Source organism: Pseudomonas sp. AGC41 (assembly GCF_057334555.1).
In genome coordinates this window covers 39,546-51,278 of the sequence record NZ_JBHFJB010000046.1, presented here as the reverse complement: position 1 = coordinate 51,278, position 11,733 = coordinate 39,546, and the positions used below count along the sequence as shown (strand labels likewise).

Sequence of the window (11,733 nt, the reverse complement as noted above, 5' to 3'; positions counted from 1 at the left end):
CAGGAGGACAGCGGGTAGCCACAAATTTTTTGTGGGAGCGAGCCTGCTCGCGAAGGGGCCAGTGCTGTGGCCTAAGAATTCAGGCCGGGGTCAGGCATTCCGGCCCATTGAGTTTCGGGTCGTTGACCATGTTCGCCAGAACCCGCTCGCGCAGCTGCCCCGGCTCGCTCGCCAGCAATCCTTGCAAGGCATGCAAGGGTGTCTCGGGGTCGAGCCACAGGCGCTGGCCCTCTTCATCCAGAATCAACGGGCGGCGCTGGCCGGCCGCCGGCTGGGTGATGACCGCCGTGCTCAGCCACACCTGCTCCTGCACCGGGTACGCTTCCCAGATCGCCGCAAAAAACAGCGACGAGCCCTCCCCCGGCGTCAGCCAGTACGGGCGCTTGCGCGTGCCACCGCGCCATTCATAAAAACCATTGGCGGGCAGCAGGCAACGACGCAAACGCAGGGCTTCGCGGAACATCGGTTGCTCGGCCACGGTTTCGGCGCGGGCGTGCGCCGGGGTCCGAGACAAATCGGTCAGCCACGGCGGCGTCAGGCCCCAACGCGCCCGGGCCAGTTCGCGCTGGCCATCGGCGCCGGCACGCAGCATCAGCACCGAATCGTTGGGCGAGATATTCCATTGGGCCTTCTGGTCGGCGGGGAAGCCGGGCAAGGCCGCGAAAGCAGGGTTCCAGCGAAACAGGGCATAACGTCCACACATGGGGCAACACGACTCTTGTATCAAACGGCCGCCAGCCTAACAGACCAGGGTACCGGGGTAACTGTCAGGCTCATCGCCGGGCACCGGCATCGCGGCATTGTAGGCGGCGATCAGTTCCCGGGCGTATTGCGCCTGCTCGTCCTCCACCGCCAGCCCCAGCAGGCCGTACATCGGCAGCTCACCCGCACCGCCCACCAGATCGCGGCCCACCAGGTGCGCGGTGATGCCTTCGCTGGCGAGCATGCCCTGGAGCAATTCGCCTTCCATCAGGTTTTCCAGCTCGTAGATTCGCTGCATGGCCGCCCCATCATTCGTTTTCGCTGAAGACCTCAAGGTGCCATTCGTCTTGGTGGACCTGCAGGACGAAAGTAATCGGTCGGCAACAGACCTGGCAGTCTTCGATGTAGGTCTGGTCGCCGCCGGACAAATCCACGGAAGTCTCTACCTCCTCCCCACAATACGGACATTCATAAAGAGCAGCTTCCAGCATCGCGGTCTCCCAAGTGACTTGTGCGTATAATCGCCGGTCTATTTGCAGGGCTATTTTTTGCCTGGACTATCTTCCAGGTCGTGCCCTGTCGGTTTTTCGATCGAACCTTTACTTACCCTAGCCGTTTCCAACAAGAGAGCATGATGGGCGAATTCGATGCCATCCGACCTTACAACGACAGCGAAGTCCCAGCGGTGCTGGCACGGCTGCTCAGCGACAAGGCGTTTCTAGATATCCTCACCCACTTCCGCTTCCCGCGCCTGGCCGGCGCTTTCGGCTGGATGCTCAAACCTCTTATAGCGCAGAAGTTGCGTCGAGAGTTCGCCGGTGTGACCTCCGTTGCCACGTTGCAGGACAAAGTCGAGTTCTACGTCGACCACACCATCGAGCGTGCCACCGATGGCGTGACCTACACCGGGGTCGAACAATTCAAGTCCGGCAATGCCTACCTGTTCATCGCCAACCATCGCGACATCGTGATGGACCCGGCCTTCGTCAACTATGCCGTGTACCACGCCGGCCTGCCGACCCCGCGCATTGCCATCGGCGACAACCTGCTGCAGAAGCCGTTTGTCAGCGATCTGATGCGCCTGAACAAGAGCTTCATCGTGCACCGCTCCATCACCGGACGCCGAGAAAAAATGGCGGCGTACCAGTTGCTGTCGGCCTACATCAACCACTCGATCCGCAACGATTGCGCCTCGATCTGGATCGCCCAGGCCGAGGGCCGGGCGAAGGACGGTGATGACCGGACCGAGTCGGCGATCCTGAAGATGTTCCACATGAGCCGCAAGGACGAGCCGTTCGGCGAGGTCATTCGCTCGTTGAACCTGACGCCGGTGTCGATCAGCTACGAATATGACCCGTGCGACCAGGCCAAGGCCCGCGAGCTGTACATCCGCGCCACCACCGGCACGTACACCAAGGCGCCGGGTGAGGATGACGTCAGCATCGCCAAGGGCATCACCGGCTACAAGGGCCGGGTCCATGTGAACTTCGCTGCGCCGATCACCGAACTGTTCGAAGACACCAAACAACTGGCCGTGGAGATGGACCGGCAGATACTCGGCGGTTATCGCCTGTTCCCGGTGCATTACCTGGCCTACGCGCAATGGGCCGATGCCGACCCGCAGTTGCAGGTTCCGACGGCGGCCGAGGTCTTCGGTGCCGAAGAACTGGCCAAGGCTGAAGAAGAATGGCAGCGCCGGCTGGAAGCCTGCCCGGAGGAATACCGGCCGTTCCTGGTGCTGCAATACGCGACGCCGGTGCGTAACCAGTATCGGGTCAGGGCCGGGTTGGCGCTTTAAAGTCTCGCAAGGACGACACCGAACCTTGTGGCGAGGGATCAGACCTGCGTGCTGATCCACGACATCAGCAACGCCAACCCCAGGCAAGCGAAGCCGAAACGGTAGAAGAACCGGTTCATGCGTTGGGTGGCCAGGTCCAGCAGCGCTTCGAATCGTTCATTGCCTTCGCTGCTGCGCTCCGCAAGGCAGGCCCGCGCACGCAGTTCGCGGCGTCGCGTCGCGTGCAGCACCCAGCCACCCGGACAGGCAAACAGCAGCGCGAGCAGGTTGATCAGTTTGGCGGGGTGGGCAGCGAACAGCGAGAACAGTTGCAACGACATCACAAACCTCAAGCGAAAACGGACGCCTTGCGCCCGGAGCCTACGAACAGGGCGCGGATTCTACCGAAAGCCAGTCGCCTTGCGCGGCTTTTTCCGACCGGTAACGATCCCGCTCAATGCTGAATGCTTTTGTGGCGAGGGTTAATTTCCCCCGTCACGGTTTCGTCATATGGATAGGCCACCCTGTCGCCCTCCAAAACCCGTACGGAATCCGTCATGCTGCACGCCGAAAACCAGGATCGTCTCTACTTGATCAGCCCGAGCGATGAACAACAGAACCTTGTCGGCAGCCTGTCCTTCAATGTCCAGGATCGGCATTGGCTGGTGTATTGCGCCCTCGGCGGCCATCAACATGCCGACCTTCCGGAGGCAGATCTGCTGACCGGGATCAGTGTGCTGGAGCTGTTTTCCCAAGCTGCTTGAATCGCACCCATGAAAAAGCCCGCAAAAGCGGGCTTTTTTATGGGTGTCGGAACGTTACTCCGCCAGCACCTGGCCAATGGTCGGGTCCTTGAACAGGCGCGTCAGCGCATCGCTCAACACATCGCTGACCAGCTTGGTGTTGGTGTCCTGGTTGGGCGCCATGCCGAAGCGTTGATCCAGCGAAGCACCGTAACGACCGCTGTAGCGGCGGTTGGCGTTCTGCACGTCGGAGCGGAACGTCGCGCCGATGGTGGCTTCGGTCACGTACATGCCTTCCTTGGGCGACTGGTATTTCAGCTCGGCCAGGGTCACGGTCAGTTGCGGGGCGTTCATTGCGTTCTGCGTCGGGGTGAAGCCGAGCAGACGCACGGCCGCTTCAGCCTGGGCCTGCAGTTTTGGCAGGACCTGCGCACCCTGCACCGTGATCACGCTGGTTTCAGGGTACAGACCGCCGCGCGTGCCGAGGGTTGGCGACGGGCGACCGTCCACGACCCGTACCACCACCGGCTGGCCGCGACCCACTGGCGCCAGCTGGGCGTTGAGCTTGGGTTCCGGGTTAAGTTGTTGCGGGCTGTGGGCACAGCCGACAAGGGTCAGACTGGTCACGGCGATCAAACCGAACAACAGGCGTTGCAACATGCTCTTCTCTCCAGAAACGGGCACAAACAGGCCGGCAGTATAGCGGTGCGCCATCGCGGCGAACTAGCGTCGCCGCATGAATACTGAAATGTCTGACAGGGACCGCGGTGGCCGGTTCCTGTCACCGTGTTGTCATTGTCCTTACACCGGGGTGTCATGCCGGGCTGTCAGGCTGGTCTCAAGTTCCCCGGACACGGTATCCGACCATGCGTTTTCTCATCTCCCTGTTTACCCCGCGCCCGCATCACCGTTGCTTCGCCCTGCTCGACCGCAGCGGTCGTTGCCAGGCATTCAAGCAATGCAGCCTGCAGCCCATGGGCGATGGCTGGGTCGAAATCGAAGAGATCCGTCTCAATTGGCTGCATCAGCCGTTGCCCGCCAGCGCCCTGGTACAAGCGCCCCGCGCTCGTGCGCGCAGCCGCCAGTTGTTGGCCGTCTGACCGCAAGGCTAATAAAAGTCATAAAACACGACCATTTCCGCGCGTTTCTTCGCTACAATCTCCCCCCGATTATAAGGACGTCTCCTGATCGGGCCCCGCAACGCCGCTGATGCGCTTGTATTGGCACCCCGCACCGCCCACAGAGAGCCGCCCACACAGATCGAGTGAAGCTGGCGCGCTTGCTGTTTCCCTGGCAAATCACTGCTTTTCGCGAATCTGCAGAGCTGTCATTACGCTCGGTCACTGAGCTGTCTGCCCGTTTTGCCTGTCATGTATTACATGGGGGCATCCAGATCGGGCGCGGTGCCAGGCTGGGACAGCCCTTTTTGAGGTTCACGTCTTCAAAAGAGCGTGAAAAAACGGGTTTTCACAACTTCACAAGAGTGTGGCGAGCAAATGAAGAGTTTTGCGTCTGAACAAGCACCATCGGCGTCTGGAACAGCCCAACGACACAGGACCGGATATCGCTCAAGAACCGGCGCCTGAAGCCTGTCCGCTACGGATTTGGTTGCACGAACGGATGTCTCGGCCATAAGTCGAATTGCCCGCCCGGCGCTTAAATGAGTTCATGGGACTCTTGAGGCCAGGCTGCATGCATCCGCAGTGTTGCGAAAAATTGCGAAGATTCGGACATGGCGATCCTGGCCATGGATACCTGGGGCGCAACTGACCTGCCCCGCTTCCTGGCCGCTATGCCGACAATTTGGTGCTGCAGATTTTGGAGACGCGTTAAATGGCGCATAACGAAGCAGTCGACGTAGTTCTGGTAGGGGCCGGCATCATGAGTGCCACCCTGGCCGTACTGCTCAAGGAGCTCGACCCGGCGATTTCGCTGGAAGTCGTCGAGCTGATGGATTCGGGTGCCGCGGAGAGTTCCAATCCCTGGAACAACGCCGGTACCGGCCACGCCGGGCTGTGTGAGCTGAACTACACGCCCCAGGCCGCCGATGGCAGTGTCGACATCAAGAAAGCCGTGCACATCAACACCCAGTTCGAGGTGTCGAAGCAGTTCTGGACGTACCTGACCAAAAAAGGCACGTTCGGCTCTTCGAAATCCTTCATCGCCCCGGTGCCGCACCTGAGCTTCGTGCAAGGCGAGAAAGGCGTGGAATTCCTCAAGAAACGCTTCGAACTGATGCGCCAGCACCATGCCTTCGCCGACATGGAATACACCGAAGACCGCGACCAGATGGCCGAGTGGATGCCGCTGATGATGCCAGGCCGCCCGGCAGACGAAGTCATCGCCGCCACCCGCGTCATGAACGGTACCGACGTCAACTTCGGCGCCCTGACCAACCAATTGCTCAAGCACCTGGGCAGCGCGCCGGACACCCAGATCAAATATTGCAAGCGCGTCACCGGCCTCAAGCGCAAGGGCGATGGCTGGACTGTGAGCATCAAGGACGTCAATTCCGGTAGCACCCGTGAAGTCGACGCCAGGTTCGTTTTCCTCGGTGCCGGCGGCGCCGCGTTGCCGCTGCTGCAAGCTTCGGGCATTGAAGAGAGCAAGGGCTTCGGCGGTTTCCCGGTCAGCGGCCAGTGGCTGCGTTGCGACAACCCGGAAGTGGTCAGGCATCACCAGGCCAAGGTCTACAGCCAGGCCGCGGTGGGCTCGCCGCCGATGTCGGTGCCGCACCTCGATACTCGCGTGGTCGACGGCAAGAAATCCCTGCTGTTCGGGCCATACGCCGGGTTCACCACCAAGTTCCTCAAGCACGGCTCGCTGATGGACCTGCCGCTGTCGGTACGCGCCGGCAACATTGGCCCGATGCTGGCCGTGGCCCGGGACAACATGGACCTGACCAAATACCTGATCAGCGAAGTGATGCAGTCCATGGAACAGCGCCTGGAATCGCTGCGGCGCTTCTACCCCGAGGCGAAAGCCGAGGACTGGCGCCTGGAAGTGGCTGGCCAGCGGGTGCAGATCATCAAGAAAGATCCGAAGAAAGGCGGCATTCTGCAGTTCGGTACCGAACTGGTGGCGGCCAAGGACGGCACCCTCGCCGCCCTGCTCGGCGCTTCTCCGGGCGCTTCGGTCACCGTGTCGATCATGCTCGAACTGATCGAGCGCTGCTTCCCGGAAAAAGCCAAGGGGGAGTGGGCCGCCAAGCTCGCGGAGATTTTCCCGGCCCGGGAAAAGGTCCTGGAAACCGATGCGGCGCTGTATCGCAAGGTCAACGCGCAGAACAACATCGCGCTGGAACTGGTTGAAGCAAGCAGCGAAACCCAAAGCTACGCTTGATTCGTCCGAATAAAAAAACGCCCCGTTCTCCATGAGAGCGGGGCGTTTTCTTCTTTTCGTGGCGAGGGAGCTTGCTCCCGCTGGCCTGCGCAGCAGGCCTGAATCAATCAGCCACGCGCCTTCTCGACCAATTCAATGTATTCCTGGGCATTGCGCTGATCGCGAACCAGCGCCACGAAATCATTACCGTGCTCGTCCTTGCCGTTGAGGTCATGACCCGCCTCGACAAAGAACGTCAGGAAGCGCTCGAAATCGTCGACGCGCAGCCCACGGTAGGCCTTGATCAGTTTGTGCAGCGACGGCGAAGTGGCATCGACGGGCTCGAAATTGAGGAACAGCTTGATCTGTTCGTCACCAATCTCGTCACCAATCACTTGTTTCTTGTCTTTACGCATTGCCGGCTCCAGCTCGCACAGTTCAAGGGCGGGCAGTTTACCCCCGGCGGGCCTCGGGGCTCAACGCGGGCGTGCGGCACCAGTGTGCAGGTCGGCCCAGATATGGCCGTTGGCGTAGCTGAGGAACTGCACGTAGACCGTGTCGTTGCGCAGCAGATCGATCACCACCCGGTACTGGGCCTGTGGATAAGACAGCGTCAGGGTCTTGCTCGCCTCATCGAATACCGGCTTCTTCAGGCTTTTGCTTTCGCCATCAAAATTGAGGATCACCTGGCTGATGGTGGCGCCCTTGTTCAAGGGCTTGCCCTTGAGCCGCACCATCAGCGGCGAAGTGACCGGGATCGGCTGCTGGTTGGATGGGCGCTGGTTGCCCAGCACCACCGAATACTCGGTGACTTGCAGCAACTGTTGCTGCTCCGGCTGCTCCTGACGCGCCACCAGGTCATCGGGGGGCAGGAACTGGCTGTGCATCGGCGCGGCCACGGCCGCCAAGGGCAGGCTGGTTATCAACAGCAACGTGGCGCAGCGGCGGATCGATACACGCATGACAGGCTCCGGGGACATGGCTGGGCACGCTAGCATTCCTTGAAAAAATATGCGACCCGGGTCAATACAGCGGGGCTTGCGGCGCGGCATACTCGGTGAGGCCATCGGTGTCGGCCCGCTGGCGTATGCCTTTTGTGGCGAGGGAGGTTGCTCGCGCTCGGCGGCGCAGCCGTCGTAAATCGGCTACCGCGTTCCGTCTGAAAGATTTCAATGGCCCATCTTGGGTCTGCTGCGCAGCCCAGCGGGAGCAAGCTCCCTCGCCACGGGTTTACTGTCGAGTCTATACGAGGAGCATCATGGCCTTCTCCGCCCCACCGCTGTTCGCCGCCTGGCGCCAAGCCTGGCGTGCCGGTTACACCCTTGAGCGCCTGCGCGGCGACCTGGTGGCCGGGCTTACGGTCGGCATCATCGCCATCCCCCTGGCCATGGCCCTGGCAATCGCCGTTGGCGTGCCGCCACAACATGGTCTTTACACGGTGCTGGTGGCCGCCCCCTTGATTGCCCTGACCGGCGGCTCGCGCTTCAACGTGAGCGGGCCGACGGCCGCATTCGTCGTCATCCTGCTGCCCATCACCCAGCAACACGGCCTGGGCGGCCTGCTGCTGTGCACGATGCTTGCCGGCCTGATCCTGATTGCGCTGGGGCTGATGCGCGCCGGGCGCTTGATCCAGTTCATCCCTTATCCGGTGCTCCTCGGTTTCACCGCCGGGATCGGCGTGGTGATCGCGACCCTGCAATTGAAGGACCTGTTGGGCCTGAGCACTGCGGGCCAGGCCAGGCACTACATCGAACAGCTCGGCGAATTGATCGTGGCGCTACCCAGCGCACGGCTTGGCGACGCCATTATCGGCGCGGCATGCCTGGCCGTATTGATAACCTGGCCGCGCTGGGTGCCACGCGTCCCGGGTCATCTGGTCGCGCTGCTGATCGGCGCGTTGCTGGGGCTGGCCATCGAGCGCGCCGGACTGCCGGTCGCGACGCTGGGCGAACGCTTCAGTTATGTTGTCGATGGCATCGTCTATCCCGGCATCCCGCCTTTCCTGCCGCGCTTCGACTGGCCCTGGAACCTGCCGAATGGCCAGGGCGCTGCGTTGGTACTTTCCTATGACCTGTTCCGCCAATTGCTGGGTCCGGCCTTCGCCATCGCCATGCTCGGCGCCATCGAGTCATTGCTCTGCGCGGTGGTGGCGGATGGCATGACCGGGAGCAAGCACGATCCCAACGCCGAATTGATCGGCCAGGGCCTGGGCAATCTCGTGGCGCCGTTGTTCGGCGGCATCACTGCCACTGCCGCGATTGCCCGTAGCGCGACCAACGTGCGCAGCGGCGCGTCATCACCAATGGCGGCGATCATCCACAGCCTGGTGGTGCTGGTGGCGATTGTATCGCTCGCACCGTTGTTCAGTTACTTGCCGATGGCGGCACTGGCGGCGTTGCTGGTGATGGTCGCCTGGAACATGAGCGAGGCCGGGCATGTGCTGCATACCCTGCGCATCGCCCCGCGCAGCGACGTGCTGGTGCTACTGACCTGCCTGGGCCTGACGGTGCTGTTCGACATGGTCCTGGCCGTCGCCGTCGGCCTGTTGCTGGCCGCCGGGCTGTTCATCAAGCGCATGAGCGAACTGACTGACAGCGCCGAGCTGCCACGCGATGCCCACCAGGCCTTGCTGGACATGCCCGAGCATGTTCGCTGCTACGCCATTCGCGGGCCGCTGTTCTTCGGCGCGGCGGAGAAGGCCCTGGATGTGCTGCGCCGGTTCGACCCAGGCGTCCGGGTGGTGGTCGTGGACATGAGCGCCGTGCCGATGCTCGACATGACTGCGCTGGCCGCGCTGGAAAATATCCTCAGGGATTATCGAAAGCAGGGCATCGGGCTGATCCTGGTCGCGACCGCACCGAGGGTACGCCTGAAACTGCGCCGCGCCGGGGTCCACCGCGAGCAGCGGCAGTTGGCGTATGTGCAGACGCTGGAACAGGCGCGGAGCAAAAGTGAGCGCTGGCTGGCCGCGAGCGCAGCGCACCCAAGACTGGTTTGATTGTGTGACGAGGGAGCTTACTCCCGCTGGACTGCGCAGCAGGCCATCTTGCGGTTGCTGCGCAACCGAGCGGGAGCAAGCTCCCTCGCCACAAAAGCGTCCCTGCCACAGGGGATGCCGATCAATCGAACTGAGCGCGCATCCAGGCCTGGTATTGCGCCACGCCGGGCTCGCCCTCGCGGGGCGCCCAGTGAGCCAGCTCGCCGTCGCCCACCGGCCGGTACGGGCCGGCCTTGCACTCGAACATCAGGCTGTCGGCCTCAAGCACCACCAGACCGTGATACACCCCGGCCGGCAGGTCGATGCCGAGGCAATCACCGCCAGCCTGGAGGACTCGCTTGTCGATCACCGCTCCGGTGTCGTCGAAGATCAACACACCGAGCCTGCCCTTGAGCACCAGCAAGGTTTCCGCCTTGTCGGCGCTCAAATGGCGGTGCGGCGGAATGTAGGTCGAAGGCTGCAAGCCCACCGCCATGCGATGGCACGGCTCGTCCATCTGATGAAGATTGTGGTGTTGCCGTCCACGGGGATTGGCCGCGGCTTTCCCGGCCAGTTCATCGAACAGGGTCTGGTCCAGAAACGTCGGCCGGTCCATCCGGTTACATTCCCTTGACGGCAAAAATACCGTTGGCGTTACGCCAGTAGCCTTTGTAGTCCATGCCATAGCCAAAGATGTAGCGATCGATGCACGGCAGCCCGACGAAATCGGCTTTCAGGTCGGAACGGGCCTTGCGGTCGTGGTCCTTGTCGATCAGCACGGCGGTATGTACGGCACGCGCGCCAGCGTGTTTGCAGAAGTCGATGATCGCGCCCAGGGTGTGACCTTCATCGAGAATATCGTCAATGATCAGCACGTCGCGGTCGATGAACGAGACTTCCGGCTTGGCTTTCCAGAACAGGTCGCCGCCGCTGGTTTCGTTGCGATAACGGGTGGCGTGCAGGTAGGAAGCTTCCAAAGGGAAGTTCAGGCAGGTCAGCAGCTTGCCGGAGAAAATCAGCCCGCCGTTCATCACGCAGAACACCACCGGGTTGCGGTCAGCCAACTGATCGTTGATTTGCGCACCGACACGGGCAATGGCCGCTTCGACTTCAGCTTCGGTGTACAGGCAGTCAGCCTCTCGCATGACTTGACGGATATGCTCGAGATCAGCGGACATGGCGCTCTCCAAGGGTGGCGTTTGCGGAAAAGCGGGCAAAGGTACGCATCCCGCCCGGCCAGATCAAGCGTTTGTGGACTAACGTTCTGTATTGTCTATAGGACAACACCCTCGGATAGATTAATCTAGGCCGGTTTTTTTGCCCGCCGCCGGAGCCTTCCCCATGCCCATCCTCGAGATCCGCCACCCGCTGATCAGACATAAACTCGGCCTGATGCGCCGCGCCGACATCAGCACGAAGAACTTCCGCGAGCTCGCCCAGGAAGTCGGTGCCCTGCTCACCTACGAAGCCACCAAGGACCTGCCGCTGGAATCCTACGAGATTGCCGGTTGGGCGGGCACGGTGCAGGTGGAAAAGATCGCCGGCAAGAAGATCACCGTGGTGCCGATCCTGCGCGCCGGTATCGGCATGCTCGAAGGCGTCCTGAGCCTGATTCCGGGGGCCAAAGTCAGCGCCGTCGGCGTGGCCCGCAACGAGGAGACGCTGCAGGCCCATACCTACCTGGAAAAACTGGTGCCGGAAATCGACGAGCGCCTGGCGATGATCATCGACCCGATGCTCGCGACCGGCAGCTCCATGGTTGCCACCATCGACCTGCTGAAAAAAGCCGGTTGCCGGGACATCCGCGCCATGGTCCTGGTCGCCGCGCCCGAAGGCATCAAGGCGGTGGAAGATGCCCACCCCGACGTGACCATCTATACCGCCTCCATTGACCAGAAACTCAACGAACACGGCTACATCATCCCGGGCCTGGGCGATGCCGGCGACAAGATCTTCGGCACCAAGCAGAAGGACGCCTGAGCATGCAGGATGAATTCAACGATCCGCTCTGGCGTCAGGTGTTGTCTGGCGCACAGATGCTGTTCGTCGCCTTCGGCGCGCTGGTGCTGATGCCGCTGATCACCGGCCTGGACCCGAACGTGGCGCTGTTTACGGCGGGCCTGGGGACGCTCCTGTTCCAGATCGTTACCGGGCGTCAGGTGCCGGTATTCCTGGCGTCGAGTTTTGCCTTCATCACGCCGATCATTCTCGCC

16 protein-coding genes are annotated in these 11,733 nt (G+C 62.0%); 7 read left to right on the top strand and 9 right to left on the bottom strand.

Annotated elements, in window-relative coordinates; genetic code table 11:
• Positions 1-79 precede the first annotated feature (79 nt).
• The 3 genes from ACE04F_RS09225 to ACE04F_RS09215 are packed head-to-tail and all read right to left on the bottom strand — an operon-like array spanning position 80 to position 1,193.
• Positions 80-703, bottom strand: coding sequence for an SOS response-associated peptidase (locus ACE04F_RS09225; RefSeq protein ID WP_305498889.1), 624 nt, complete (start codon positions 701-703; stop codon positions 80-82).
• Between the two features lie 36 nt (positions 704-739).
• Positions 740-1,000 (bottom strand): putative signal transducing protein, encoded by a 261-nt coding sequence (locus ACE04F_RS09220; protein WP_305498888.1) that lies wholly within the window; start codon positions 998-1,000, stop codon positions 740-742.
• 10 nt (positions 1,001-1,010) lie between these two features.
• A complete protein-coding gene (locus ACE04F_RS09215) occupies positions 1,011-1,193 on the bottom strand; it encodes a CPXCG motif-containing cysteine-rich protein (protein WP_486106070.1) in 183 nt (60 codons plus the stop codon).
• A gap of 140 nt (positions 1,194-1,333) precedes the next feature.
• Here ACE04F_RS09215 and ACE04F_RS09210 point away from each other — a divergent pair, with 140 nt between their 5' ends.
• Entirely contained in the window at positions 1,334-2,500 is a 1,167-nt protein-coding gene (locus ACE04F_RS09210) for a 1-acyl-sn-glycerol-3-phosphate acyltransferase (protein ID WP_486106068.1), read from the top strand.
• A gap of 38 nt (positions 2,501-2,538) precedes the next feature.
• Here the strand turns inward: ACE04F_RS09210 and ACE04F_RS09205 are convergent, their stop codons facing one another.
• Positions 2,539-2,820, bottom strand: a complete 282-nt coding sequence (locus tag ACE04F_RS09205; RefSeq protein ID WP_486106066.1) for a hypothetical protein — start codon at positions 2,818-2,820, stop codon at positions 2,539-2,541.
• A gap of 216 nt (positions 2,821-3,036) precedes the next feature.
• Between ACE04F_RS09205 and ACE04F_RS09200 the strand changes: the two genes are divergently transcribed.
• Positions 3,037-3,243 carry a hypothetical protein gene (locus ACE04F_RS09200; RefSeq protein ID WP_486106064.1) on the top strand — a complete coding sequence of 69 codons (207 nt, stop codon included), beginning with the start codon at positions 3,037-3,039 and terminating at the stop codon, positions 3,241-3,243.
• Between the two features lie 54 nt (positions 3,244-3,297).
• Here the strand turns inward: ACE04F_RS09200 and ACE04F_RS09195 are convergent, their stop codons facing one another.
• Positions 3,298-3,882, bottom strand: a complete 585-nt coding sequence (locus tag ACE04F_RS09195) for a YajG family lipoprotein (RefSeq protein WP_305498883.1) — start codon at positions 3,880-3,882, stop codon at positions 3,298-3,300.
• A 206-nt stretch (positions 3,883-4,088) separates the two neighbouring features.
• Between ACE04F_RS09195 and ACE04F_RS09190 the strand changes: the two genes are divergently transcribed.
• Both ACE04F_RS09190 and mqo read left to right on the top strand, forming a co-directional pair.
• Positions 4,089-4,322 carry a hypothetical protein gene (locus tag ACE04F_RS09190; protein WP_305498881.1) on the top strand — a complete coding sequence of 78 codons (234 nt, stop codon included), beginning with the start codon at positions 4,089-4,091 and terminating at the stop codon, positions 4,320-4,322.
• Between the two features lie 733 nt (positions 4,323-5,055).
• A complete protein-coding gene (gene mqo / locus ACE04F_RS09185) occupies positions 5,056-6,564 on the top strand; it encodes a malate dehydrogenase (quinone) (RefSeq protein WP_486106061.1) in 1,509 nt (502 codons plus the stop codon).
• 107 nt (positions 6,565-6,671) lie between these two features.
• Here mqo and ACE04F_RS09180 read toward each other — a convergent pair whose 3' ends face one another.
• Together ACE04F_RS09180 and ACE04F_RS09175 are read right to left on the bottom strand one after the other, a co-directional pair.
• The gene (locus ACE04F_RS09180; RefSeq protein WP_486106059.1) at positions 6,672-6,959 is read right to left on the bottom strand and encodes a PA4642 family protein; all 288 of its coding nucleotides are present in this window, start codon (positions 6,957-6,959) and stop codon (positions 6,672-6,674) included.
• A gap of 60 nt (positions 6,960-7,019) precedes the next feature.
• Complete coding sequence (locus ACE04F_RS09175) at positions 7,020-7,505, bottom strand: hypothetical protein (RefSeq protein ID WP_486106057.1); 486 nt, start codon at positions 7,503-7,505, stop codon at positions 7,020-7,022.
• Between the two features lie 296 nt (positions 7,506-7,801).
• On the opposite strand from ACE04F_RS09175, the gene dauA reads away from it, so the two are divergent.
• Positions 7,802-9,541 (top strand): C4-dicarboxylic acid transporter DauA, encoded by a 1,740-nt coding sequence (dauA, locus tag ACE04F_RS09170; protein WP_486106055.1) that lies wholly within the window; start codon positions 7,802-7,804, stop codon positions 9,539-9,541.
• 121 nt (positions 9,542-9,662) lie between these two features.
• Here dauA and ACE04F_RS09165 read toward each other — a convergent pair whose 3' ends face one another.
• On the bottom strand, positions 9,663-10,136 hold the full coding sequence (locus ACE04F_RS09165) for a WbuC family cupin fold metalloprotein (protein WP_486106053.1): 474 nt from the start codon (positions 10,134-10,136) through the stop codon (positions 9,663-9,665).
• 4 nt (positions 10,137-10,140) lie between these two features.
• Positions 10,141-10,698: a hypoxanthine-guanine phosphoribosyltransferase gene (locus ACE04F_RS09160; RefSeq protein ID WP_486106051.1), complete on the bottom strand. Its 558-nt coding sequence runs from the start codon at positions 10,696-10,698 to the stop codon at positions 10,141-10,143.
• Positions 10,699-10,861: 163 nt separating this feature from the next.
• Between ACE04F_RS09160 and upp the strand changes: the two genes are divergently transcribed.
• Both upp and ACE04F_RS09150 read left to right on the top strand, forming a co-directional pair.
• Positions 10,862-11,500 carry a uracil phosphoribosyltransferase gene (gene upp / locus ACE04F_RS09155; RefSeq protein ID WP_305498871.1) on the top strand — a complete coding sequence of 213 codons (639 nt, stop codon included), beginning with the start codon at positions 10,862-10,864 and terminating at the stop codon, positions 11,498-11,500.
• Between the two features lie 2 nt (positions 11,501-11,502).
• On the top strand, positions 11,503-11,733 hold a 231-nt coding region (locus ACE04F_RS09150), incomplete at its 3' end, for a solute carrier family 23 protein (RefSeq protein ID WP_486106048.1).

What these genes read in the sequence shown, in the direction of transcription:
- ACE04F_RS09175 (WP_486106057.1), bottom strand. Translation starts at nt 7,505, where the DNA reads ATGCGTGTATCGATCCGCCGCTGCGCCACGTTGCTGTTGATAACCAGC.
- ACE04F_RS09190 (WP_305498881.1), top strand. Translation starts at nt 4,089, where the DNA reads ATGCGTTTTCTCATCTCCCTGTTTACCCCGCGCCCGCATCACCGTTGC.
- ACE04F_RS09160 (WP_486106051.1), bottom strand. Translation starts at nt 10,698, where the DNA reads ATGTCCGCTGATCTCGAGCATATCCGTCAAGTCATGCGAGAGGCTGAC.
- ACE04F_RS09225 (WP_305498889.1), bottom strand. Translation starts at nt 703, where the DNA reads ATGTGTGGACGTTATGCCCTGTTTCGCTGGAACCCTGCTTTCGCGGCC.
- ACE04F_RS09220 (WP_305498888.1), bottom strand. Translation starts at nt 1,000, where the DNA reads ATGCAGCGAATCTACGAGCTGGAAAACCTGATGGAAGGCGAATTGCTC.
- ACE04F_RS09165 (WP_486106053.1), bottom strand. Translation starts at nt 10,136, where the DNA reads ATGGACCGGCCGACGTTTCTGGACCAGACCCTGTTCGATGAACTGGCC.
- upp (WP_305498871.1), top strand. Translation starts at nt 10,862, where the DNA reads ATGCCCATCCTCGAGATCCGCCACCCGCTGATCAGACATAAACTCGGC.
- mqo (WP_486106061.1), top strand. Translation starts at nt 5,056, where the DNA reads ATGGCGCATAACGAAGCAGTCGACGTAGTTCTGGTAGGGGCCGGCATC.
- ACE04F_RS09215 (WP_486106070.1), bottom strand. Translation starts at nt 1,193, where the DNA reads ATGCTGGAAGCTGCTCTTTATGAATGTCCGTATTGTGGGGAGGAGGTA.
- ACE04F_RS09180 (WP_486106059.1), bottom strand. Translation starts at nt 6,959, where the DNA reads ATGCGTAAAGACAAGAAACAAGTGATTGGTGACGAGATTGGTGACGAA.
- ACE04F_RS09200 (WP_486106064.1), top strand. Translation starts at nt 3,037, where the DNA reads ATGCTGCACGCCGAAAACCAGGATCGTCTCTACTTGATCAGCCCGAGC.
- dauA (WP_486106055.1), top strand. Translation starts at nt 7,802, where the DNA reads ATGGCCTTCTCCGCCCCACCGCTGTTCGCCGCCTGGCGCCAAGCCTGG.
- ACE04F_RS09205 (WP_486106066.1), bottom strand. Translation starts at nt 2,820, where the DNA reads ATGTCGTTGCAACTGTTCTCGCTGTTCGCTGCCCACCCCGCCAAACTG.
- ACE04F_RS09210 (WP_486106068.1), top strand. Translation starts at nt 1,334, where the DNA reads ATGATGGGCGAATTCGATGCCATCCGACCTTACAACGACAGCGAAGTC.
- ACE04F_RS09195 (WP_305498883.1), bottom strand. Translation starts at nt 3,882, where the DNA reads ATGTTGCAACGCCTGTTGTTCGGTTTGATCGCCGTGACCAGTCTGACC.